Source organism: Paenibacillus sp. ACRRX (genome assembly GCF_022346885.1).
In the GTDB taxonomy this organism is placed as follows: Bacteria; Bacillota; Bacilli; order Paenibacillales; family Paenibacillaceae; genus Paenibacillus_B.
On record NZ_JAKRNK010000001.1, the window covers coordinates 1,033,651 to 1,058,450 of the forward strand.

Consider the following 24,800-nt stretch of genomic DNA (forward strand, 5'->3'; position numbering starts at 1 on the left):
AGTGGATGATGAAGAAAGGAGGCGGTCTCCGTGCTTCCGACGGTCGAACTGCGTAATGTAACGCATGTATATGTCAATGAGAGAGAAGCTAAGCTCGCTGTCGAGCAGCTTTCAATCTCGATCGCGCCCGGCGAATTTGTCTCTCTTGTTGGACCGAGCGGATGCGGGAAGACGACACTGTTGTCGATTATAGCAGGACTTGTTGATCCGACAGAGGGCGATGTATTAATTAATGGCGATCGCATAAAAGGAACGACACCTTATATAGGCTATATGCTGCAGCAGGATTATTTGTTTCCTTGGCGGACGATTATGGACAATGCATGCATTGGTCTAGAGTTAACAAAGCAGTTAAACGAAGTGACGAAGGAACGTGTACTTAATCTGCTTGACGGTATGGGGTTAGGCGGAACGGAGAAGTTGTACCCCCATCAATTGTCTGGCGGAATGAGACAACGAGTAGCGTTGGTACGGACCCTAGCGACGGAACCAGAGCTGCTGCTGCTAGATGAGCCGTTCTCAGCGCTTGACTATCAGACTAAGTTGCAGCTGGAAGATCTGATTGTGGAGACACTCAAGGCGCGTGAGAAAACGGCAGTGTTGGTGACACATGACCTGTCAGAAGCAATCGCAGTCAGTGACCGCGTCATCGTCTTGAACCGTGACCCTGGCAGTATGAGACGTTCGTTTCAAGTGCCAGAACCGATTCGGTCTGCACAGCCTTTCTATGCTAGAGAACAGCATGGATTCAATGATTTGTTCCACGAGGTATGGAAAGAATTAGAGGCATCAGATCGCAAGGTCAGGGGGAGAAACAATGCCTAACAATCGTGTGCCAGGCGCTCCATTTCGCTCCTCTTCGCTTGTGATGAAGACATATGATGATTTTCGTAAGCAACAGCGCAAGTTTAAACTTCAAGTATCGGCAACACAACTGCTTATCCTCGTTGTTTTTATTGCTCTATGGGAAATAGCAGGGCGACTAAAATGGATTGATCCTCTGCTCTTCAGCTTCCCTAGCAAAGTAGGATATCAGATCTGGAAAGATATGATTGACGGCAGCCTATGGCCCCATCTTGGTATGACGGTTGGCGAGACCATCGTTGGTTTTTTGCTGGGCACCGTGCTTGGAACGCTTCTTGCTATTGTTATATGGTGGTCCCGATTTCTTGCAAAAGTGCTTGATCCCTATATGGTTGTGTTTAACAGTATGCCCAAAGTAGCACTTGGACCGTTGTTTATTGTTGGTTTTGGTCCTGGATTTACTGCTATTGTCGTGACCACACTATCTATCACGGTGATGATTACTACAATTGTTGTATATAACGCTTTCCGTGAAGTTGATCCAAATTATGTAAAGGTTGTTCAAGTATTTGGTGGCCGAAGAGACGTTATTTTTATGAAGGTCATTTTACCTGCGTCGTACCCCGCGATCGTTTCTACGCTAAAGGTCAACGTTGGTTTATCTTGGGTAGGTGTCATCGTTGGTGAATTTCTCGTATCCAAGGTTGGTCTTGGCTACTTAATTATATATGGTTTTCAAGTGTTTAATTTTACATTGGTGTTAGCTTCGCTTGTCCTCATAGCGATAGTGGCGACCTTTATGTATCAGATTGTGGATTATCTGGAACGTCGATGGCTGCAAAAGTAACTTTTGATAGCTGCCCTGCATCCATTTTTATGGAGCTGCGGGGCCTTCGTGCGCTGCCGATTCCAATTATTCGATTCCTGTTATAAAATGTTTAGGTGAGTGTTATTCGCAGTGGAGAACTTAGTACATGAAGGACGTGATCGCACATGTTGGACAACTTATCGATAAGAGACGCACAAAGGGACGATCTGGATGCGATTGTACATATTTATAATTCGACGGTATGGAGTCGATTAGTTACGGCTGATACTAGCCCTGTAACGGTACAGAGCCGCGAAGGGTGGTTCCAAGAGCATACACCAGACTTCAGACCACTGTGGGTTGTGGAACAGGACGGAGAAATATGTGCATGGTTCAGCTTTCAATCTTTCTATGGAAGACCAGCCTACAATGCGACGGCAGAAGTGAGCATTTATATTGACGAGCGCTACCGAGGACATGGTCTTGGAAAATATTTGTTGGAACGTGCGATGGAGGCCTGCCCTGAACTTGGAATCCGATCCCTGTTAGGTTTTATTTTTGGCCATAACGAGCCCAGCCTGGCCTTGTTTCAACGTTACGGTTTTGAGCAGTGGGCTTGCCTGCCCAAAGTAGCGGAGCTTGACGGGATTGAAAGAGATTTGATTATTGTAGGAAAAAGAGTCGGATAATCTTCAAGGAAGCTTAACAACTATCGCGAGGAAACTGATGATTGGACATGTTATAATAGCGACATCTTGTTAAGAAATAATAAGGGAATAATGATAACTGAGCCTATTTGCGAAGGGCAGCATCATGGAGGAGTCAGCAGGATGAAGTTGCAGGTAAACCGAATTGAAATGTTTGAATTGATTCAAAGATCATGGGGTGCCTTTTTTCATAAGTATGAGATGGCGTTGAATGAGCTCCAAAGTGATTTTCAAATTATTGACCTAGAGTGGAAAACCAAGTTCGGTTATTCGCCGATTGAGCATATGAAGGCACGTGTAAAAAATCCGTTGTCGCTTCTTAAGAAAATAGAGAAGAAGAACATAGCGTTTAATCAAGCTGCTGTATGTGAGCAAATACGAGATATAGCGGGAATGCGAATCGTCACCACGTTTATCGATGACGTCTACATGCTAAAGCAGCATATCGAGAATCGTGAGGATATGCGTGTGGTTCAAGTGAAGGATTACATCGAGAACCCGAAGGCAAGTGGCTACAAGAGCTTGCATTTGGTCGTAGAAACGCAGGTAATTTTATCTGAAGAAGTATTGTGGGTACCTGCCGAAATCCAACTACGCACTTCCTCGATGGATTTTTGGGCTTCTACGGAGCACAAATTAAACTATAAGTATCAAGGCGGGGCAGTTCCGCAAGAGGCAAAGGATCAGCTGGTCGAGTTGTCAAAGGCATCCTTCTCTTGGGACCAGCAGATGTCTGAGCTTCGTAATCAATTGCTGAAGTAGCGAGCGCTAAGCTCGCTTTTTCTGCGTTACACCAGGAACTAGAGGAATAAACGTTTAATTGATTTCGCAAGTAAAAGTGCTTATCAACACAATCTTTTACATCATGCTATTGAACGAAGGAGCACTCATCATGTTGTTTGGATTTGTCGGCTTTCGTGTGATCAAGACCGCGATTGCTGCTATTATGGCTATTTTGGTGGCGGAGCAGCTCGGGCTAAACAGCCATTTGGGAGCGGGGACGTTAGCAATATTGGCCGTAGATGTTACCCGAAAAAAGAGCTTGAGCTCAGTATCGTCTCGTTTCTTTGCTTCTATTGTCAGTCTTCTGGTTGCGTGGTTCTTATTTAAAGTGTTCGGTTTTTCACTTTGGGTATTGGCTGCTTATATTTTATTGACATTCCCTATTGTAGCTAAAATGAACTTTAAACAAGGTATTGTAACAAGTGCGGTTGTTGTGTTTCATTTGTATGCTTCGGGCGAGGCGACACTTGCATCCGTCTGGAACGAAGTACTGCTGCTCGTGTGCGGTCTTGGCTCGGCAACTCTTGTGAATATGGCCTATATGCCGAAGGAAGATGAGAAGTTGATTCAGGATCGAACAGATGTAGATAACAGCTTCTCCAGCATTTTTCTCCAAATCAGCTACAATTTGCGGGATACTACGTACGTATGGGACGGACATGAATTAATGGAGGCGGCAGCTAAGATTGATGACGGTATTGAAGTCGCTTCAAAAGCGTTGGAGAATCGTATTATGCCTACAGAGGAAACGAAGATTGAAGAACATTGGCTGCTTTATTTCTATATGAGAAAGTCTCAGCTTGACTCAATCCAAAGCATGCTGCTGCTTCTGGCGCAGATTTACCAGTCCCTACCATACTGCCATCTTGTCGCAGATTTGTTTGAACAGCTGAGCGAGGATGTAAAGAATCCTCGTTACACCGGTAAGACAGAACGACTTCTCAATGAGCTGGAGCCGCAAATTAGAGAGATGGAACTGCCAAAGACTCGTGAAGAATTTGAGGTGCGGGCGGCTATTCTGCAGGTGTTCCGCGAGTTAAGAGACTACTTGAAGATAGCAAAGAAAGATAAAAAGGATACGCTGGATGGCGAAGTACATGAGTAATGTCTGCTGCAAGAATATTTGACGCTTGCAGTTAATATATGAGTAAAGGGACTATGCTCATTGTGAGTATAGTCCCTACTTGAGACAAGATGGGGTGGTGAGGAGCGTGCCTCAACTCAACAACCTGATTCATATCGGGTTTGTCTTTTCTGTTCATCCTGAAAAAGCGGCTGTCCGTGTCGTGTTTAACGATCAGCCGAACCATGTCAGTGGGTATTTGCCAGTGATCGTGCAGCACAGTACCTATTCGTTGCCTGTTGTTAACGATAACGTGCTGTGTTTGTACCTGACCGATGCAGACGAGGGCTTTTGCTTAGGTACGTACCACGTGACAAATGATGAGCTGCCAACGCTATCTGACGCGTTTCGATCAGTATGGTTGAAAAATGCGACGGTAGATCGGAGTCTAAGCATGCGTGAGAGCGGGGACCTGAGCGAGCAGTCGAAATACCATTTTGCGGTTCTAACGGGGATACGCGGTGGGGTAGAGTACACGGAACTCTGGATTTTAGTTAATGCATGGTATGACTACACCACTCAACGTTTTAAGCGGTTTAACGTCAACAATTTTAGCTTTGGTTGGCAGTTTCAGGGGGGAGGAACGTACCCTGGAGAAGAACTCATTGGTGACTCCATGAACCAAGGGATTAGCTTGTGGAAAGCAAATGGCAAGAAAGCGTATGCAGAAGGGGACCCGATGCGTGATCAGACAGGGCTGGATATTGGCGCACCTGATGAGCAGGGAGGCTGGCGCGAGTTCGGCATCACTCTTGGCTGGAACAATGTCTTTATGTGTGACAGTTATGGGGGAATGACGATTGGCGGCAGTGGGCTAGAGATTGACGGCTCAGGGATATCACCTTTTAAAAGGGTGTCGCTAGGGAAGTTTAGTGGCGGCAGCGTTAATCCTGATCGGGCATACAAGGACTATGGTTATGCGTACAATGGAACGATGTGGAATACCCAACATGGTATGTGGAACATGGATGAGAATAAATACAACAGCTATTATTGGGGAATGGTCAGTCCACTTGATTTTTATGACACAGGGACGTACAATCCAGGGTCCAATCGGGCGCTACTTGACAATACCAAATGGGTATGGCGCATGCTGAACAAAAATAAAGAGCCCAAAATAGAGAATTGGATTGACGTGTTCGAAATTTCGCAAACAGGCGATGCTAAGCTGTTGGGTAAACCAGTTGCAGCCATTCAGGTTGTTCGTGCAGACATTGTGAATGTCACTGACTTTAATATGTCGTATCCAGACGCGACGTGGGGCAAACACAATACATTAATTGTAGCTGTTAAAGGTGTGCTCAAGGACGGAACAGTCAAGCAGCTTGGCGCGATCAACGCTACGTATACCGATTATGGGCTGTATGGCTATTTGGGACAGGGATTTGCATCTGCACAAGTGTTTATTTCAAAATACTGATCGATAAGTCGCAGGTGCATAAGTGGAACCATACCTGAAATAACAAGATACATGTAATGAGGACATCTGATCTATTAGCGGGTGTCCTCTTGCTGTAGGTATTAAGGTGACGTCAAGGAGAAGATACACCTCTGTCTTTAAACGATGACATAACGTATTTTTAGCAGAATTTCCGTTAATCCAATCCGGCAATATCAGGCTCATTATTTGACGAACGTCATACGAACATAATGTGAATTCATACGTTTTAACTCATTTTTTATGAATCAGTTCTATAAGCTTTAATAGTAGGAAGGTCAATCCGTGCATCGTGTCATAACAATCAGAGTATAGGTAATGCTCTAAATGATTATCGTGTATCAGGCGACAGGGCTATTATTTTTTCGGATAATTTTGTTGGAGTAGTAACATAAGCCCACATCGCGCATACACTTTAATTGAATGATTGTATGGAGGAGGTCCAAAGGATGGCAATTTCAGATAACAACCATTGCCGGGAGATTATCACGAAAGCGGTTTGCGGCAAAGGTCGTAAGTTCTCCGTCGTCACACATACGGTCACTCCGCCTCACAATCCGACCAGCATATTGGGGGCATGGATTATAAACCATCAATATGAGGCGGTGCGGGCGGGGGATGGGATTGAGGTTATCGGTACTTACGACATTAACATCTGGTATTCGTACAATAACAACTCGCAAACAGATGTTGCCAAAGAAACAGTTTCGTATGTAGACCTCGTTCCTTTATCGTATGTTGATCCGAGACACCGTGCGTCAACAGAGGAAGTATCTGCTGAATCCACACAGGAGCCTAACTGCGTAGAAGCTACGGTTTCGGCAAGCGGAACGAGTGTTGCGATTCGCGTGGAGCGCGAATTCGCAGTGGAAATGGTTGCAGAAACAAAGGTATGCGTTAAAGTTAGTCCGAACGGCTGTCTTGATCTTGATGACAAAACATTTGATTTTAGCGGGGATACCAGCGAATTCGATGATTTGGATCCAGACTTGACGGACGAGGAAGTGTAAGAAGATCGCCGCAAGCCCTTGCGGCGGTTTCTCTTTTCTAAGGCATACTTTAACGTATGCACGAAAGTGCATGACGTAGAGGGCGATAGCCCTCCTTTTTTTTGAAAATGAAGAAATGGGCTTGAGGCAGATGGGAGGGGGCGTCGTGACGGTCCAGACGGTATCGTACATTCAGATCTGGGAGGAGGGTGATTCGATCATGCCTGTCCTTCCAGTATCCGAAGGTGGGGCTCTCTTTCATTGGCTAATTGGAAGTGCAGGCTGGAGGACAAAATTGACGCAGCACTTCGCTAAATTAGAGTTAGAGCAGCAGTCTCGATTGCTGTTATTGAATCGATATAGTTATGAATGGACAGACGAAACGATGCGGCGGCGTCTGAAGTTATTTGGTATACCTGTATCCGAACAGGCGGTATGGCATGGGAAGTATATGCCTGCAGCAACTTCATATGCAAGAACGATAACTTTTTGGGTCAATCAGTTAGAAGTCGCAGCAGCTGGGCATAGCTTGTTTCAGCCAAGCGGCAAATTTATGCATCGACAGCTTGATGACTGGAGCAAGCCTCCATACAAAAGGTTATCTCAGTTGGCCATTCGAGCCGCCTATGCGCTTGGTTGGGATACGTTACAAGTAACGGTCCAATATGTACATAGTGGAACGCAGCATGAACTATATGGAGCGCACACCATTGACGATGTTCAGGCAGGTGATGTTGTCCTCTTGACTAGTCCAGTGTCCCGTCAAGGTGTCCCAGCATGGGTGTGGGATGCTTATGCACACAGCTTGCTTGCAGCCGCGATTTCCATTCTGCGTGAAGAGAGAAGGGCCTATAATGATCTTAAATATGGTCTAGACATGGAATATATATTATACGACTCGTTGAGACGTAAATTTATATCGGCTGCAAGATATTTGCCGCGCAGCGGGATTGCTGGATGTGATGCGGTTCGAGTGAATGGAAACGTAAGTTACCCCATTATGGAATTGCGGCCATTGCCGTCATCAACTCCAGCAGGACTTGTACAAGAATTAGAAGGAGCCATGCGAATTGCTGCGAAAGTGATTGACAGTGCAAATGGATTCCATACGAGCAGGCAAGTGGATACACTGACAAAGGCAGATCAGACTGATAGTGGCAGCTCATTGTTGTGGCATGCCGGTGGACGGCCTCGTGGAAGGTTTCCACTGGGAGGTCATATTCACATGTCTGGAATTACAGTTACAAGTGAGCTTGTACGTGCGTTGGATTCGTATGTAGCACTTCCGATTAGCCTCTTGGAGCAGGAAGAGTCAAGCGCTGCTTTACGACGCAGACCCAAGTACGGGGCACTCGGCGATGTTAGGTCGCAGGAGCATGGCGGAGCCGGTGGATTCGAATATCGCACGCTGCCAAATTTTGCTTGCTGTCCTGTGTTAACGTTAGATGTTCTAGTGCTTACCGATTTGGTTGTGCGTCATTATAAACAGTTGAGCAGACGAAGTGGTGCCTTGCGGAAAGTTTCTGATGCCTTTCAGCGGGGGGCAAGAGATATTTATAGGGACGATGCGGTGGAAGGATTGCTTGATGTATATGTGTTAGCGAACGTGAACGCTCGCATAAGTATTGAACGATTAATAAGAAAAATTGAGCTGAATTGGACTTGGAATGAGAGCGATGATATCCGCTCTGTATGGTTGTGACAGTGATGTTTTGTGTTCTGTCATCATCTGCAGGGTGAGGAATCGCTCTTTTTTTGCTATGATAACAGATAGGACTTTTATGTGCAGTGTGTGCATTCGATACGGAAGCATGTTGTTAAGGATTAAAGAGCATAAAGACGAACAGCAGAATACATCGTTCTTATTATTATCATAAATCAATGATGACTGGGTATGGAGGTATATGATGTCAACTTATACACCAATGATTCAACAATATCTGGCGGTAAAGAAACAGGCAGAGGATGCCTTTTTATTTTTCCGTTTAGGCGACTTTTATGAGTTGTTTTTTGATGATGCTCTGCTAGCATCCAAAGAACTGGAAATTACGCTAACCGGACGAGGAGGGGGCACAGAAGAGAAGATCCCGATGTGTGGTGTCCCCTATCATGCCGCTGAAAATTATATTCAACGTTTGATCGAGAAGGGTTATAAGGTAGCGATCTGCGAGCAAGTAGAAGATCCTGCTGCAGCAAAAGGGGTAGTGCGACGGGAAATCGTACGGATTGTTACACCGGGTACCGTGATGGAAGGTAAATCGATAGATGAGAAATCCAATCGTTATCTGATCGGAATAACCGAACTTAACGGCAAGCATGCATTGGCAGCCTGCGATCTGACTACTGGGGAACTGCTAGTGTCCTCGGCGCCAAAGGGAACTGGATGGCTGATGGACGAGCTAAATGTGTATGCTCCAAATGAGATGATTGGAGACGAGGCCCTGTTGGCAGAAGTCAAGCCGTTGACCAGTGCTTGGAATCGGAATGTTCTGTTCACGGCGTGGCCAGAGCGAGATGATTTATTGGCAAGGCAACAATTTGGTGAATCGGTATGGGGCCGCCTTGAGATTGAGCGGCAGCATGTCATCAGTATGATGATGGCTTATTTAAAAACTACGCAGAAGCGGTCACTCGGCCAATTAACGACAATTCGTGAGTTGGAGCCGGATCAATATCTAGTACTTGATCCATTTACCCGCCGGAATCTGGAGCTAACGGAGACGGTGCGAGAGCGGGCTAAGAAAGGGTCGCTGCTCTGGTTGCTTGACAAAACGGAGACTTCGATGGGTGGAAGACTGCTGCGTCGTTGGATCGACAAGCCGCTGCTGAACCGGACAAGCATCGAAGAACGCCTTGAAGCAGTGAATACATTGTATCACCAGCTCATTTGGCGTGAGGAGCTGCGCGAGCAGCTTTCTGCAATCTACGACTTGGAGCGCCTAGTCGCGCGTATCGCGTTCGGAACGGCGAACGGTCGGGACCTGATCTCGATGAAGCTGTCATTGGAACGCGTGCCACAGCTGAAGGAATTGTGCCTGAACATGTCTTCAACAACGCTGCAGCAACTTGCCAATCAAATGGACGCATGTCAAGATATTGCGCAGTGGATCGAGCACGCTATCATTGAAGAACCTCCAGTATCAACACGTGAAGGCAATTTGATTAAGACGGGTTATGATGCTCATTTGGATAAGCTCCGCGAAGCGAGTGTGAACGGGAAACGCTGGATTGCGGAGTTAGAGCGGAAAGAGCGCGAAGCGACTGGCATCAAGTCGCTCAAGATCGGGTACAACAAAGTGTTTGGTTATTACATCGAAGTAACAAAGTCTAATCTGGCAGCACTGCCTGAAGGACGCTATGAACGCAAGCAGACGCTTGCAAATGCTGAACGATATGTTACACCGGAATTAAAGGAAAAAGAAGCATTAATTCTAGAGGCCGAAGATAAGATGGTTGGGCTTGAATATGAGTTGTTCAGTGAACTGCGTCAACGCATTAATGATCATATCCGGCGCTTGCAAACGTTGGCGGAAGCACTGGCAGAGATGGATGTGTACCAATCGCTTGCGACCGTAAGTGCCAAGCAGCGCTTTGTGAAGCCTACGTTGCATGACGGCTATGACCTGGATGTAACCAATGGGCGGCATCCTGTCGTAGAGGCTGTTATGCAGCAGGGCAGCTTTATGGCTAATGACACTGCACTTCATGAGCAGGAATCTTCCATGCTGCTCATAACCGGGCCCAATATGGCCGGCAAGAGCACCTACATGCGCCAAGTGGCGTTAATCTGTATTATGGCTCAAATAGGTTGTTTTGTTCCAGCAGACGTCGCATCCGTTCCTTTAGTAGACCGTATCTTCACACGGATTGGTGCGGCAGATGATCTGATCGGCGGACAGAGTACGTTTATGGTTGAAATGATGGATATTCAGGTGATGACCGAGAAAGCAACAAGGCGCAGCCTGGTTGTCATTGATGAACTCGGGCGAGGCACTTCCACCAGCGAAGGGATGTCCATCGCACAAGCGGTAATCGAATACGTACATCATCGTATCGGCTGCAAGGCGTTGGTGTCTACGCATTTTCATGAGCTGGCGCACTTAGAGGACAGATTGACACGTTTGACCAACGTCTGCATGGCCGTACAGGAGAACGGCAATGACGTGACTTTCCTGCGTAAACTCATTCCAGGAGCGGCTAGCACAAGTTACGGCATTTACTGTGCTCGGCTAGCAGGACTTCCTGATACGATAATAACAAGAGCATATGATCTGCTCACGAATTATGAAGGAGAAGCGGTACAAGTCTCAGATCCTGATACTACGCATCCATCAAGTGCTGAACGGGAAGGGGAATCAAAGCTGGTTCAACTGTCTTTATTCGGTGAAGAAACTGGAATACAGTCTGCCAGTCCGAACATACATGCTGATAAGAAGGATAAGTCAGAAGATTTGAGTGCGGCAAGATTACAAGCGGCGGCAACCGCTGAAGCAGACAATGCAGTCGGCGACAAGCAGGTACCTTTCACCCCGAATCAAGGGTTTGGGGATGGAGAGCATCCGGTTGCTATGAAGGAAATGAGTATGGAACAAACGGATCCTCGCACCGAGCAAGCATTAAAGTTACTGGAAGCATTGCAGGAGGTCGATGTCATGTCTATGACGCCGCTTGAAGCGATGAATCAACTGCATGAATTGATGCGTTCGGCACGGAAGATGAAGTATTAGTTTGCATTTTAAGAAGAAATATTAAGCAGTTATATTAAGAAGAAAGTACCATAAACGGTAAGTATGATACAATGATCGGCGTTGACATGAATGCTTCATCTGAATGGAATGCTCAAATGGACGGGGTGAGACGATGGCTATTATTCATGTGCTGGATGATCAGCTTGCGAACCAGATTGCTGCTGGAGAAGTAGTGGAGCGTCCAGCATCTGTAGTGAAGGAATTAGTTGAAAATGCAATTGATGCTGGCAGCAGACATATTGATGTGGTCGTCGAAGAGGGAGGTCTCCAGTTAATTCAGGTAAAAGACAATGGATCTGGTATTGCGGAGGATGATGTGGAGACCGCTTTCGAACGCCATGCTACTAGCAAGATTCGTTCGAATCGTGATTTATTTTCGATTCGCAGTCTAGGTTTCCGCGGTGAGGCTCTTCCCAGTATAGCCGCGGTAGCTAAGGTAGAAGTGGTTACTTCTACAGAGTCTACAGGCTTGGGACGCCGGATTGTCATCGAAGGTGGGCATCTGTTGACGCATGAGCCAGCACAGTCGATGCAAGGCACAACATTTACGATAAGAGAACTGTTTTATAATACACCGGCACGATTAAAGTATATGAAGACAATTCAGACAGAGCTCGGACATATATCTGATCTGATGTATCGATTAGCCTTGTCATATCCCGAGATTGGCTTCTCTCTTAAACATAACGAGAATATGCTGCTGCAAACATTGGGTAACGGCGATCTATTACAAGTCATTGCTGCAGTATATGGTGTCCACACCGCTAAGCAGATGATTAAAGTAAAAGCAGAGCATTTGGATTACGATGTAGAAGGTTATATCGGGAAACCTGAACTCACACGCTCTAATCGAAATGCTATGTCTTGGTTTGTAAATGGACGTTATGTCAGGAGCTTTCCGTTAAATCAGGCGGCGCTGCGGGCGTATCATACGTTATTACCAATCAATCGTTATCCTGTCATTGTCATGCAGGTGAAAATGCACCCGACCCTGGTGGATGTTAACGTACATCCGTCCAAGATGGAGGTGCGTTTCAGCAAGGAAACAGAACTGTCTGAGTGCGTGGAACTGGCTTTCCGCCAGGAGCTTGTCGGTCAGACGCTCATTCCGAAGGCGGTTCCCACTCCTAAAGCGAAAGTGAAAACTTATGTCGAGCAAGCTCAAATGGATTGGGCCGCTTCTACAAATGAACAAGGCATACCGATGCAAGCGCGAGGCTCGCTTGTGTTTCACACACCAAAGGAAGGGAATCCCACTAGTAAGAGGGAACTTTTTCCAGATGCAGATCATAGGGGTGCTGCGGAGGCCTATAATAATATAGCTTTGCCTGATGCTAAGGCTGAAGAGTTCAATCGCCCTAATAAAATGGAAATTCCAAATGATGTCCTAGATGCAGCCTCTCCACAGCCTGCTGAAACCGAACATATGGAGGATACTGCTCTACAGGCTGCTGACGTGCAAGCGGAGCAGGCTAAAGCTGCAGAAGATGTACTGCAATCGGCAGCGCCTATTTCAACGGATCAGAAGGAAGCGGGAGATCATGGACTGACAAGCCGTGCACCCGTCAATCCTGATCTACAACGTGAGCATGCGGCTAATTATGAAGTTCATCGTAATACAGGGGCAGTGCCTGATGACAGTGCATTATCGAATAGAGATCAGGGATCGCAAGTGCTCTATCAACCAACAAAGGCGGACTATGTCCACAACCGGCAATCACAGAGAGAAGAACGTACACCTGTTAATCGTACAACTGTCGCTGCATGGAACAAAGTAATGGAGCAGAGCTCGGCATCAGATGCCGCTCTCCCCCCATTTCCGGCCTTGTCCTATCTTGGTTCTTTGCATGGTACTTACTTAATCTGTGGCAATGAAGAAGGATTATATTTAATAGATCAGCATGCAGCACATGAACGTGTCAATTATGAATACTATGTAGACAAGTTCGGTAAACCGATCGATGCTTTTCAAGAACTGCTAATTCCATTAACAATCGAGCTTACACCGAATGAAGCAGGTCGTATTCGAGAACGTATGCCGCTGCTGGAGCATGTGGGGATAGCAGTAGAGCCGTTTGGTGCTCAGACATTCCTGATTCGTTCTCATCCCTACTGGTTTCCGAATGGGGAGGAAGAAGGTCTCATTCAAGAAATGATGGATTGGGTGCTAAATGAAAAAGCTCCAAACATCACTACAATGCGTGAAGCATCGGCCATTATGTGCTCCTGTAAAGCCTCCATCAAAGCCAACCAGCGGATTACACAAGAGGAAGCAGATATGTTAATCGCCAGGCTAGGCGCTTGCAGGCAGCCGTTTACGTGTCCGCATGGCAGGCCGATCATCATCAAGTTCACGAATCATGATCTGGAAAAGATGTTTAAGCGTATTATGTGATAGGCACATATACGATTTAGGGTACATGAGCATTTGTATTTACGTTTCAGTACCGTTTATAATGAGGAGGAACCTATGATTATTACGACAGGTGATTCGACTTCGCCTCATGTCATTGCTCAAGCTCAATCGCTGGCGAAGGAACTGGGTTGCCTGTATACGACTCGGAGAAAGCAATCGTTTCCCCAATTGAGGAAACGTTATGGTGACGACCAATTTCTGATTATGATGGACTCTGGGATTCGTTATACACAGATCGGACAGGCGGATCTTACCTATCATCCAAGCATGGCATTTATTCGATCAAAGCGTATACTGAACGGGGAGTCAGACACGATGATTCGTGCGGCACGTATTAAACCAGGTGCTTCGGTGTTGGACTGCACGGCAGGATTAGGGGGCGATGCCCTTGTTTTTTCCATGGCTGTTGGCGACAAGGGGAGTGTTACAGCTTGCGAAAGTCAACTCCCGTTGTTTGTTTTGGTCAGAGAAGGGCTCCGCGCATATGTGTCAGAGGTGGAAGAGATCAATCGTGCGATGAGACGTATCCGTATGGAGCACAGTCATTACTTGGACATGTTATTACGTCTACCTGATCGATCCGTTGATACGATTTATTTTGATCCGATGTTTCGCACGCCAGTACAAGAATCCGCGGCTATCGATCCGCTGCGTCATCTAGCGAATCACGAACCATTGGCAGCAGAGGCGGTGCATGAAGCGATGCGTGTAGCACGCAAGACGGTTGTTATGAAAGAGCTGCGTGGCAGCGAGGAATTTAATCGATTGGGGTTTACCCGCGTCGAGCGGACAGGTTCTAAATTAGCATATGGAGTGATTGACATTGTCGGCAACGAATAGTCCTAGACATCGACTGCTTGTTTTAGTCGGTCCTACGGCGGTCGGCAAGACAAAATTGAGTTTGCAATTGGCCCATCATTGGAATGCTGAGATCATATCAGGTGATAGTATGCAGGTGTATCGGCATATGGACATTGGGACAGCTAAGCTTCCTTTTGCTGAACGCGATGGGATTCCACATTATATGATGGATATTCATGAGCCCGATGAACCATTTTCGGTTGCTGAATTTCAGGATCGTTGTCGCGAGCTTATACCAGATATAGCATCTCGCCATAAGCTTCCATTTATTGTTGGTGGGACGGGTCTTTATGTGGAGTCTCTATGTTACGGATTTGAGTTCAGCGAACAAGGATCTGATGAGCCATTCCGACTAGAAATGGCCCATCTTGCGGAAGATCAGGGGAACGAAGTTCTGCATGAGCAGCTGCGGCTCGTGGACCCCGAATCTGCTGAAAGATTACACCCGAACGATGTAAGAAGAGTGATTCGCGCTTTGGAAATATTTCGTTTAACAGGTCAAAAAATGTCAGAGCAGTTGGAGGTCCAACAGCGCCAGCCACAATACGATTTGTGTTTTATTGGTTTGACAATGGACAGGCAATTGCTATATAAACGAATAGAGGCCCGAATTGATGAGATGCTTGAAGAAGGGCTTGTCCAAGAAGTTGAGCAATTACTGCAGCGAGGGTATTCCCGATCACTTGTATCGATGCAAGGTCTGGGTTATAAAGAAATAGCCGCTTATTTAGCAGGCGAGACGTCCTATGAGGCTGCTGTCACGCTGCTTAAGCGCGATACCCGTCGATTCGCTAAGCGTCAACTGTCATGGTTCCGTCGCATGAAGGACATTCATTGGGTCGATGTGACTGACAGTACACGATATGATGAACATTTCTCACAAATTTGTGGCATCGTAGCAGGAAAGTTTCGCTAAGAGGTTGAATATATTTCAACACTATATCAAGATTATGGGGGTACGGACGATGAATAAATCCATTAATATCCAAGATACTTTCTTGAACCAGCTACGCAAGGAGAGCATTCCGGTAACTGTATATTTGACGAACGGGTTCCAGATTCGCGGTATCATTCGCGCATTTGACAATTACACAATCGTCATAGACAGTGACGGACGCCAGCAGATGGTATTTAAGCATGCGATCTCCACATTCACGCCGATGCGCAACGTATCCCTGATGCAGGACCATCAGAACGAATCTTAATCCGTTGCTTAAGGTGCTGTCGCAGCTCCTTGAGAATGAAATGAAACTTTTTCAGGCTTTGCAACGTCTACATGTATAGTACGGTCAAGAACAACCCTAAGGGGTTGTTCTTTTCGTTGGAGTGTACAGCAGATATTCTCCACCCTCTTGACTGCATCGTTCCAGTACGATAATGAAGGGCAGCGGCCAGTCGAGTGCGTCGAATCTTAACCGTATATTTTGCGTACAGAGAAAGGTTGGAGCGATGTGCAGCTTGCTGCCGTTTCTAGACGGCCTACGAAAGGGTAATAACACTCATCTTCTCCAGCAGCGCAATAAAGAGAAATCCTCACGGAAAAGGGAGTCGGAAAGAATGTCTACAAATGATAAATTGTCCCGCAGTAACCGAGGACAACGAGCTAGTAGTACCGGTCACACAAGTAATTCCAATAATTCTGGTCAGCGTGGCAATGGTGGTAGTGGTGGCAGCGGCATGTCCAAGCCCAAAAAGAAATGGTCATGGAAGAAGACTTGGTGGCTTATGTTTTTCACTACCGCATTTGCGATATTTTGTGCGGTGGGCGGATATTTGTTTATTTTGCTAAATGGCGAACGATTAATGAAAGAATATAAAGAAGCAGACATGTTCCAAATGGCAGAAGCATCTACCGTGTTTGATCGTAAAGGTATTGAGATTGCAAAGCTTGGCCATGGGGCAAGCAATCGTGAAGTTGTAGAAGCAGGAGAGATTCCTGATATGTTGGAAAACGCGTTTATTGCAACGGAAGATCGCCGCTTTCAGGAGCATCAAGGTGTAGACCTGTGGTCAATTGGACGTGCGATGGTAAAAGACGTCATGCACGGCAGCCTGAAGGAAGGCGGCAGCACGATTACACAGCAGTTGGCAAAAAATATGTTTTTGACGAGTGACAAGACGTTTTTCCGTAAAGCAACGGAAGTATCTATTGCACTAGCTTTGGAGAATCACTATACAAAAGACGAAATTATTACGATGTATTTGAATCGTATTTTCTTTGGCCAAGGTGCTTACGGTGTGAAGGCTGCATCCATTCGATATTTTGGTGAAAGTGATTTGAGTAAATTAAAAGTATGGCAGATGGCGACATTGGCGGCGATGCCGAAGGCGCCTTCTCGATACAATCCGATTTCGAATCCGGAGCTTTCCAAGGAACGTCGTAAAGTTGTCTTGTCCCTCATGTATGAAGAAAAATACATTACGTTGTCGGAAATGGAAGAGGCAGCGGCTGTTGATTACGTGCCGCTTAAGTCAAATGGTGGCAATGATCAGACTGAAAAGGGCGATGCAGCGTATATGGCCTTTGTCGATTATATGGTGCAGGAAGCTGAGGAGCGCACAGGGTTAACGGAGGATGAATTGCTGCGTGGAGGGTTCAGCATCTATACTACGATGGATGGAGATGCACAACGCGCTGTTTTTAAAGAGTTCAGTGAAGATGATAACTTTGAGAAAAGTAAAGATGACATCAAATCCCAAGGTTCAATGGTCATATCCGACCATCGAAATGGAGCACTGATGGCAATGGTTGGCGGACGTGATTATGTAAAAAAAGGTTGGAACCGTGCGAATGTAAAACGCCAACCCGGTTCTGCTTTTAAACCAATCGTATCATTTGGGCCAGCAATAGAGTCAGGTCAGTGGTTCCCATGGTCAACGCTTCGTGATGACAAGCAGTGCTTTGGCAACTATTGCCCGACCGACCTAGGTCGTAACAAGTATGTGGGACCGATTGAGATGACAGAGGCCTTCAAACGTTCCACTAACTTGCCGGCTGTTTGGCTGCTGAACGAGATTGGGATCAAGAGCGGCACTAATTTTGCGAAGCAGCTGGGAATTGAGCTGGACAAGGGCGATTACAACCTGTCTATTGCACTTGGGGGTATGACGAGAGGTACAACACCTATCGAGATGGCGGAGGCATATAATGCGTTTGCCAATGGGGGTTATTATTACCCGGCATATACGATCAAGCAGATCAAAGATCGTAAAAATACTGATGTGTATACCTATACTGTGCCTAAGCCTGAGCGAGTAATGTCAGAGAAGACGGCCTATTATATGACACAGATGATGCAAGAAGTGGTTAACAGCGGAACAGGTAAAGCGGCCAAGATGGATCGCCCTGTTGCAGGTAAGACTGGTTCTACACAGCACTCTGTACCTGGCTATAATGGTCCTGGTAATCGTGATTTGTGGTTTGTCGGCTACACGCCAGAGTGGACAGGATCTGTTTGGATGGGATATGACAAGACGGATAGTAATCATGTTCTTGTTGGCAGCAGTGGTCAGCCTGCCGCCTTATTCAGTAAAGTTATGACTCAAGCGCTCAAGGGGGTTGACAGTCAATCATTCAACAAGCCAGAGGATGTTAAAGAAGATGAAAAGCCGAAACCGCCAGCGGCAGTATCTGGTTTACAGGGTTCCTATTCTGAGAATACCAAGTCTATCTCGTTAACTTGGAAAGCTGTTGAAGGAAAGAACGTCAAGTACAGCTTGTATCGCAAAGCAACTGCTGACCCACAATTTACGAAAATATTAGCCGGCATTCAAGCAAACGAAGCAGAAGATATTGGGGTATTTGCCGGAGAAACGTATACGTATTATGTGACAGCTACGAGTGAGGACAAACCGGAAGAGTCTGCCAAGTCCAACGAAGCTGTAATCAAGATTGAAGCTGAGAATGTCGAGCCGCCGCCAGATCCAGTTGTTCCGCCAGTGACAGATCCTGTGGACCCTAACGTGCCTGGTGGAGAGATTGACAATCCTAACGGCAACAATGGAAATAATGGTGGCGGCAATAACGGCAATGGTAATGAAGGAAATGGCAGCAACAATGGGAATGGAGACAGTGGTAGCGTCGGTCCAGAAACTGGCGGTACAGAAGGGCCAGATAATGGGACTGACAATACTACTTCTGGCCAGTCGGGTAACGGTTCCAGTATCGAGACTGGCGGAAGCACTTCCAATAATACAGGCAAGCATGATAATCAGAACGGTAAGCCTGACAAAAATAAAGAGCGCGGCGGGCAAGGAGCGGATTCCACTTCTTTCCCACCAGCGGCTTAAATAAAGACCTACAATTCGTTTAATAAGGAGCGAGCGTACGTTGAAATCAAATCGACCATCCACGTGGTTAGGGCAGACAGCAAGGAAAGCAGGAGGTCTATTGTTATTAAGCGTCTTATTAATCAGTCTTATTGGCTGCGGACAAAAGAATAAGCCTGCTGCACCAGCGGAAAACAACGCTGCAAGCGGGTCAGCTCCCATCGAGAACAAAGCCAAGTCATGGGCTGAAATGCCTAAAATGTCTATTGATACGAATGCGAACTATGTGGCTGAAGTGAAGACCACGAAAGGAACATTTGAGATCGAGCTGTTCGCCAAAGAAGCGCCGCAGACCGTAAACAACTTTGTGTTTCTCGCGAATGAACATTACTACGACGGCATTACGTTCCATCGTATTATCGAGACGTTTATGGTTCAATCGGGAGATCCGCTCGGCAACGGTATGGGTGGACCAGGATATACGATCCCGGACGAGTTGGACAGTAAGCGATCATATGAGCCTGGAGTAGTAGCGATGGCAAAGTCTAGTCAGCCGAATAGTGCTGGCAGCCAGTTCTTTATTTGTACCGGTGATGATGCCGGGAGCTTGAACATGCAGCCTGTATACCCGATCTTTGGTAAGGTGAAGAGTGGTATGGATGTGGTGACAGCGATAGCCAAAACTCCAGTGGTAGAGAACCCGGATACGATGGAGCAGAGCAAGCCGCAAGAAGTAGTCAAGATTGAAACGGTTACGATTCATAAGTCTTAAAGTTTAGAGATAAGAATGTCATCATTGATCATGAAGAAGCACGCAATAATTGAATTGCGTGCTTCTTTTTTACCTGAGGGAGGACCATAATATGCCAAAAATGTTGGATCATGCAGCAACTCCAATGCGCAGTGCTCGTAAGAATAAATCGAGAAAAACCGTTCTGATACGTAAATTAGTTTTGTTGGTCGGATCCCTGCTCCTGTTAGGTTTATTATGGACAGGGTACGTACTTTGGAAAATAACAAGCTCAAGCGACGCCAACTCGCTTGCAACGAGTGATGTTGGCATTGTGCTGGGAGCATCTCTATGGGGAGATGAGCCAAGCCCAGGGTTAAAGGAGCGCCTTAATCTTGTGGTAAAGCTTTACAATGAAGGTCGCTTCAAGCAAATTATCGTCACTGGAGGCAAAGATACGCCTACGGCTACTTATACAGAGGCGGAAGGCAGCAAGCGGTATTTAATTGCTCATGGAATTCCGGAGTCGGTTATATGGCTAGAGAATTCATCTACAAGCACATTGGAAAATTTAAAATTTGCACAGCCTATTGTTCGCGAACATCAATGGTCATCGGTTACGATTGTCACTCATGATTTTCATGGGAATAGGGCGTATGAAATAGCGGATAAGCTGGGGTATGAGCAGCTGCATGTAGAAACTGTGGCAAGCAAGGTGCTTTCAACCTTCTACCATTTTGGCAGGGAAACCCTTGCCTATACGAAGTGGAAATGGGACGAGCTGTGGCTCTAAATCTGCTAATATCCTCGCTATCGATAGAATATGTTGGATAAGCGGCAGTGATAAGCTTATGAAAGAAAGGCTGTCTTTCTACAACTTGTCGAGAGGATGAATCTAATGCATGATCATTTTCAAGTAGCACATTCGAAGCTGAGTCTGCTCAGGAGACAGCCAACTATCCATTACATTGTGTGTATGTGGTTTTGTGCCTCCTGGGTTATAGGTCATCAATTCGTAGCACTCTGACTAGAATAGGAGATGCGACTCTCAGGGTGCAGCTTTTAATGAAGGAGTGATTTAAAGTGACAAGTGATAATCGCTCTATTACAACTCAAGATCGAAAAATCAGCATAGTCTTCAATAACAATTCGGAACCAATACAACCACCTGAGCCGAATGAATCTATGAACAATTCCATTTCTGAAGAGTTTCCTGAAGCCTTTAATGAACTTGACGATATGATTGGTCTTGATGAGGTAAAACAAATCGTATTTGAAATATACGCAATGCTGCGTGTTCAAAAAATTCGGCAAGCCGAGGGGCTGCAAGCAAATTCTCAAGTTTATCATATGATCTTTTCAGGTAACCCCGGCACAGGAAAAACGACAGTGGCTAGAATTGTAGCTAAGATGTTTCATCAGCTTGGAGTAATTTCTAAAGGTCATCTGCTTGAAGTAGATCGTGCCGATCTTGTTGGGGAGTACATCGGCCATACGGCACAGAAGACGAGAGAAGTAGTTAAAAAGGCAATGGGCGGCGTATTATTTGTGGATGAAGCCTATAGTCTGGCGCGTGGTGGGGAAAAAGATTTTGGGAAAGAAGCAATTGACTGCTTAGTGAAATTAATGGAAGACCGGCGTAATGACTTTATTTTGATTATTGCTGGATATCCCCGAGAAATGAATGATTTATTGGAATTAAACACAGGGTTACCTTCTCGATTTGCCATGCACGTAGATTTTCCTGACTATTCCATCGATGAATTGATAAAGATTTTACTTAAGATGGCTTTTGAAAAAGAGTATGTTATCCAACCTTCTGCAATTGATAAGATTAAAGAGTACATTGTGAAAGAAAAGGAAATAAAGCAAAATTTCAGTAACGCTCGTTTTATTAGAAATATGTTGGAAAAAGCGATCCGAAACCACGCAGTGAGAATAACTAGGAAATTATCTTCAGTGAAAATAAATAAATCAAATTTGATTAATTTAACGAACGAGGATTTTCATTACTTTGAAAAGAATGACACAGCTCCCAGCCAAACGGTTGATCCGTTTGATCGTTATATCAATTTGCTTACGAAGGATTCGAGATATTAATTCTGGCGATTACAGGGTACGATGCTCAGAGAAGAGCATCCATATAATTTAATGATATACCATTTGTCGGCATGATTATTGAATTTAAACCCCGTGTAATGCCTAGCTAGCTGGGACTTATGACGTTAAGAGCACTGTATTTAAAATGCAAGCGGAAATGAGGTATACTGTATATCGTATTGCATTGCATTTACAGGTCAGTTGTATTGATACTGTTAGACGAAGGAGCTTACGCTGTTACATGCGAACGACTACATACGACACAACCGAGGCGATTCCGGATCGAGCTGTCTTGGTAACCCTTATCACGGACGAAGTAAAACGAAGCGGTATCGATGCCCAATACTCATTGGATGAGCTTGTGCAATTGGCAGAGACAGCAGGTGTGGAAGTCGTCTCCACGATGTCACAAGCTCGTGATACTCGTGACCCGAAGTGGTTTATTGGCAAGGGCAAGGTACAGGAGCTAAAGGCGGTTATGGATGAATTAGCAGCCAATACTGCTATATTCGATCAAGAATTGTCAGGCGCGCAAGTACGCAATCTGGAACAAGTGTTAGATGCTAAAATTATAGATCGGACTCAGCTTATTCTTGACATTTTTGCGCAGCGTGCCAAAACGAGAGAAGGAATCATTCAAGTAGAGCTGGCACAGCACTCTTATTTGCTGCCGCGTCTTTCGGGACATGGGAAGAATTTGTCCAGATTAGGAGGAGGCATTGGCACTAGAGGTCCAGGCGAATCCAAACTGGAGACAGATCGGCGCCACATCCGTAACCGTATTGCGGAGCTTAAGCGTCAACTGGAGGAAGTTGTAAAGCATCGCCATCTTCATCGGGAACGCAGAAAGAAGAGCGGTGTAATTCAGATAGCTCTTGTAGGCTACACGAATGCAGGCAAATCAACACTTCTTCAACAATTGACTGACGCGGACGTCTATATCGAAAACCAATTGTTTGCTACCTTAGATCCGACGACTCGTACATGGGAACTGCCGAACGGCAAAGAAGTGGTATTAACAGATACGGTAGGGTTTATTCAGAATTTGCCTCATGATTTAATAGCGTCTTTTCGGGCGACGTTGGAGGAAGTAAATGAGGCAGACCTGATACTGCACGTCGTTGATGCTTCGTCACCGATGCGGGACGATCAAATGCGTGTAGTCGCTAATATTTTGCAGGAGCTGGGGGCAGGAGCAAAGCCGGAGATTGTGTTATACAATAAGAAGGATCTGTGCTCTAAAGAACAACTGCAATTACTTCATCAAGACGGTACGCACTTCCTCATTAGTGCCTATGAAAAGCAGGATATGGAACGGGTACGCACGGTGGTCCAAGAGCATCTGATTGGACAGACAGTTACGTACTCGATTCCAGCTTCACGTGGGGATCTAGCTGCGCTTGCTTATCGGATGGGCGAAGTAGTAGACCAACAGACAGAAGACGAACAATTGCTGCTGCGTGTACGGTTGGACCGCGCGGCGGCTGAAGTTCATGGACATAAGTTGAAAGAGTACGAGAAGCAGAGCTAATCCATGTTAGGATTAGTCATTAGTGTTATTAATAACATGATCAGCAAGGGGAAACGAGCATACATGAATTTTTCATCCGCTTTACAGCAGCTTGAACAACAAGTAGAAATTAAAATAGCAGGTAGTGTACGCGACATTGAACGTATTGCAGAACGAAACCAATGGAAAGTTATTGATGCCTTTCAAACCCACCGTGTGAGTGATTATCATTTTGCCAGCTCCACAGGCTATGGCTACAATGATAGAGGCCGTGAAGTGCTGGACGAGGTGTATGCGACTGTGTTTGGCGCAGAAGCAGCATTAGTTCGTCCACACTTCGTATCGGGTACGCATACAATTGCGACGGCATTATTTGCTGTACTACGTCCTGGTGATGCATTGTTGTACATTACGGGAACACCATACGATACCCTGCACAAAGTAATCGGTAAAGATGGTGATGGAACAGGTTCATTACGCGACTTTGGTATATCGTATAATGAAGTACCATTAACAACTCAAGACGCAGTGGACTGGGAGGCAGTTGCTGCTGCCATAACGAAGGATACTAAAGTTATCGGAATACAACGTTCACGTGGCTATGACTGGCGGGCATCATTTACCGTTGACCAAATAGGGGAGATGGTAAAGCGTATCCGAGAGATTCGCTCTGATCTGATCGTATTTGTCGATAATTGTTATGGCGAGTTTACGGAATTGTTAGAACCGACCGAAGTCGGTGTTGATCTGATAGCGGGCTCATTGATCAAAAACCCTGGTGGTGGAATAGCCTCTACGGGCGGATACATTGCTGGCCGCCAAGCCTATGTGGAACTTGCTGCACAACGCTTGACAGCGCCAGGGATTGGAGGAGAAGTTGGAGCTATGCTTGGAATGACACGTGCCATGTACCAAGGCTTGTTCTTGGCTCCAACGACTGTCGGACAGGCTGTGCGAGGGAGTGTGTTCGCAGCGGCACTATTTGAAGAACTAGGCTTTGAGACCTCACCGCACTGGTCTAAGCCAAGAACGGATCTGATTCAGGCGATACGTTTCCATGCAGCAGAGCATTTGATTGCCTTTGTGCAGGGAGTGCAGCAAGCATCTGCGGTGGATGCCCACGTTGTACCAGAACCGTGGGACATGCCGGGATATGAGCATCCCGTTATTATGGCTGCCGGGACCTTTATTCAAGGCGGGAGCCTAGAACTGTCTGCTGATGCACCGATACGTGAGCCCTACACGGCTTACATGCAGGGTGGGCTTACGTACGCGCATGCTAAGCTGGGAGCGTTAAAAGCATTACAAACGATGATCGATCGCGGCTTACTGAGCGTATAATCTCAGCTCAAATGTCCTTGTGAAATAGTTTGTTATATGACCGTATAATTCAATAAGAATAGAATAGCTAAAAGCGCAGGTTAGTTATGATGAGGACTATTTCATCAACCTGCGTTTTTTTGTTGTTAGTTTAGCTCACACGGGTTGACACCTTTGCTTCCGAAGGTTAGAAT

19 protein-coding genes are annotated in these 24,800 nt (G+C 46.0%); all 19 read left to right on the forward strand.

The window, feature by feature from the left end:
• Positions 1 to 30: 30 nt before the first annotated feature.
• The 19 genes from MH117_RS04720 (at position 31) to MH117_RS04810 (ending at position 24,627) form a co-directional block, all read left to right on the forward strand.
• Complete coding sequence (locus MH117_RS04720) at positions 31 to 825, forward strand: ABC transporter ATP-binding protein (protein ID WP_239327476.1); 795 nt, start codon at positions 31 to 33, stop codon at positions 823 to 825.
• 43 nt (positions 826 to 868) lie between these two features.
• Entirely contained in the window at positions 869 to 1,651 is a 783-nt protein-coding gene (locus tag MH117_RS04725; RefSeq protein WP_481857244.1) for an ABC transporter permease, read from the forward strand.
• 146 nt (positions 1,652 to 1,797) lie between these two features.
• Positions 1,798 to 2,301, forward strand: coding sequence for a GNAT family N-acetyltransferase (locus tag MH117_RS04730; RefSeq protein WP_239327478.1), 504 nt, complete (start codon positions 1,798 to 1,800; stop codon positions 2,299 to 2,301).
• A 141-nt stretch (positions 2,302 to 2,442) separates the two neighbouring features.
• The gene (locus MH117_RS04735) at positions 2,443 to 3,081 is read left to right on the forward strand and encodes a GTP pyrophosphokinase (protein WP_239327479.1); all 639 of its coding nucleotides are present in this window, start codon (positions 2,443 to 2,445) and stop codon (positions 3,079 to 3,081) included.
• Positions 3,082 to 3,211: 130 nt separating this feature from the next.
• On the forward strand, positions 3,212 to 4,207 hold the full coding sequence (locus MH117_RS04740; RefSeq protein WP_239327480.1) for an aromatic acid exporter family protein: 996 nt from the start codon (positions 3,212 to 3,214) through the stop codon (positions 4,205 to 4,207).
• 106 nt (positions 4,208 to 4,313) lie between these two features.
• Positions 4,314 to 5,645, forward strand: coding sequence for a hypothetical protein (locus MH117_RS04745; protein WP_239327481.1), 1,332 nt, complete (start codon positions 4,314 to 4,316; stop codon positions 5,643 to 5,645).
• A 467-nt stretch (positions 5,646 to 6,112) separates the two neighbouring features.
• Positions 6,113 to 6,673, forward strand: coding sequence for an outer spore coat protein CotE (locus MH117_RS04750; RefSeq protein ID WP_239327482.1), 561 nt, complete (start codon positions 6,113 to 6,115; stop codon positions 6,671 to 6,673).
• Between the two features lie 145 nt (positions 6,674 to 6,818).
• Positions 6,819 to 8,354, forward strand: a complete 1,536-nt coding sequence (locus MH117_RS26670) for a putative amidoligase domain-containing protein (protein ID WP_239327483.1) — start codon at positions 6,819 to 6,821, stop codon at positions 8,352 to 8,354.
• Between the two features lie 205 nt (positions 8,355 to 8,559).
• Positions 8,560 to 11,379, forward strand: coding sequence for a DNA mismatch repair protein MutS (mutS, locus tag MH117_RS04760; RefSeq protein ID WP_239327484.1), 2,820 nt, complete (start codon positions 8,560 to 8,562; stop codon positions 11,377 to 11,379).
• A 133-nt stretch (positions 11,380 to 11,512) separates the two neighbouring features.
• Positions 11,513 to 13,795, forward strand: a complete 2,283-nt coding sequence (gene mutL, locus MH117_RS04765; RefSeq protein ID WP_239327485.1) for a DNA mismatch repair endonuclease MutL — start codon at positions 11,513 to 11,515, stop codon at positions 13,793 to 13,795.
• A gap of 75 nt (positions 13,796 to 13,870) precedes the next feature.
• Positions 13,871 to 14,656, forward strand: a complete 786-nt coding sequence (locus MH117_RS04770; RefSeq protein WP_239327486.1) for a class I SAM-dependent methyltransferase — start codon at positions 13,871 to 13,873, stop codon at positions 14,654 to 14,656.
• Positions 14,640 to 15,593 carry a tRNA (adenosine(37)-N6)-dimethylallyltransferase MiaA gene (gene miaA, locus MH117_RS04775; protein WP_239327487.1) on the forward strand — a complete coding sequence of 318 codons (954 nt, stop codon included), beginning with the start codon at positions 14,640 to 14,642 and terminating at the stop codon, positions 15,591 to 15,593. The genes MH117_RS04770 and miaA overlap by 17 nt, the downstream gene beginning before the upstream one ends.
• Before the next feature lie 49 nt (positions 15,594 to 15,642).
• The gene (hfq, locus tag MH117_RS04780; protein WP_028546686.1) at positions 15,643 to 15,882 is read left to right on the forward strand and encodes an RNA chaperone Hfq; all 240 of its coding nucleotides are present in this window, start codon (positions 15,643 to 15,645) and stop codon (positions 15,880 to 15,882) included.
• 472 nt (positions 15,883 to 16,354) lie between these two features.
• Positions 16,355 to 18,967, forward strand: coding sequence for a transglycosylase domain-containing protein (locus MH117_RS04785; RefSeq protein WP_481857245.1), 2,613 nt, complete (start codon positions 16,355 to 16,357; stop codon positions 18,965 to 18,967).
• A 40-nt stretch (positions 18,968 to 19,007) separates the two neighbouring features.
• Positions 19,008 to 19,718, forward strand: coding sequence for a peptidylprolyl isomerase (locus MH117_RS04790; RefSeq protein WP_239327489.1), 711 nt, complete (start codon positions 19,008 to 19,010; stop codon positions 19,716 to 19,718).
• A gap of 91 nt (positions 19,719 to 19,809) precedes the next feature.
• A complete protein-coding gene (locus MH117_RS04795; RefSeq protein WP_239327490.1) occupies positions 19,810 to 20,469 on the forward strand; it encodes a YdcF family protein in 660 nt (219 codons plus the stop codon).
• 290 nt (positions 20,470 to 20,759) lie between these two features.
• Positions 20,760 to 21,776 carry an AAA family ATPase gene (locus tag MH117_RS04800; RefSeq protein ID WP_239327491.1) on the forward strand — a complete coding sequence of 339 codons (1,017 nt, stop codon included), beginning with the start codon at positions 20,760 to 20,762 and terminating at the stop codon, positions 21,774 to 21,776.
• Between the two features lie 241 nt (positions 21,777 to 22,017).
• A complete protein-coding gene (hflX, locus tag MH117_RS04805; protein WP_239327492.1) occupies positions 22,018 to 23,307 on the forward strand; it encodes a GTPase HflX in 1,290 nt (429 codons plus the stop codon).
• Positions 23,308 to 23,370: 63 nt separating this feature from the next.
• Entirely contained in the window at positions 23,371 to 24,627 is a 1,257-nt protein-coding gene (locus tag MH117_RS04810) for a methionine gamma-lyase family protein (RefSeq protein ID WP_239327493.1), read from the forward strand.
• The last annotated feature ends 173 nt before the right edge of the window (positions 24,628 to 24,800 follow it).

What these genes read in the sequence shown, in the direction of transcription:
- hflX (WP_239327492.1), top strand. Translation starts at nt 22,018, where the DNA reads ATGCGAACGACTACATACGACACAACCGAGGCGATTCCGGATCGAGCT.
- mutL (WP_239327485.1), top strand. Translation starts at nt 11,513, where the DNA reads ATGGCTATTATTCATGTGCTGGATGATCAGCTTGCGAACCAGATTGCT.
- MH117_RS04785 (WP_481857245.1), top strand. Translation starts at nt 16,355, where the DNA reads ATGTCCAAGCCCAAAAAGAAATGGTCATGGAAGAAGACTTGGTGGCTT.
- MH117_RS04735 (WP_239327479.1), top strand. Translation starts at nt 2,443, where the DNA reads ATGAAGTTGCAGGTAAACCGAATTGAAATGTTTGAATTGATTCAAAGA.
- MH117_RS04740 (WP_239327480.1), top strand. Translation starts at nt 3,212, where the DNA reads ATGTTGTTTGGATTTGTCGGCTTTCGTGTGATCAAGACCGCGATTGCT.
- MH117_RS04725 (WP_481857244.1), top strand. Translation starts at nt 869, where the DNA reads ATGAAGACATATGATGATTTTCGTAAGCAACAGCGCAAGTTTAAACTT.
- mutS (WP_239327484.1), top strand. Translation starts at nt 8,560, where the DNA reads ATGTCAACTTATACACCAATGATTCAACAATATCTGGCGGTAAAGAAA.
- MH117_RS04770 (WP_239327486.1), top strand. Translation starts at nt 13,871, where the DNA reads ATGATTATTACGACAGGTGATTCGACTTCGCCTCATGTCATTGCTCAA.
- MH117_RS04795 (WP_239327490.1), top strand. Translation starts at nt 19,810, where the DNA reads ATGCCAAAAATGTTGGATCATGCAGCAACTCCAATGCGCAGTGCTCGT.
- MH117_RS04730 (WP_239327478.1), top strand. Translation starts at nt 1,798, where the DNA reads ATGTTGGACAACTTATCGATAAGAGACGCACAAAGGGACGATCTGGAT.
- MH117_RS04810 (WP_239327493.1), top strand. Translation starts at nt 23,371, where the DNA reads ATGAATTTTTCATCCGCTTTACAGCAGCTTGAACAACAAGTAGAAATT.
- MH117_RS04750 (WP_239327482.1), top strand. Translation starts at nt 6,113, where the DNA reads ATGGCAATTTCAGATAACAACCATTGCCGGGAGATTATCACGAAAGCG.
- hfq (WP_028546686.1), top strand. Translation starts at nt 15,643, where the DNA reads ATGAATAAATCCATTAATATCCAAGATACTTTCTTGAACCAGCTACGC.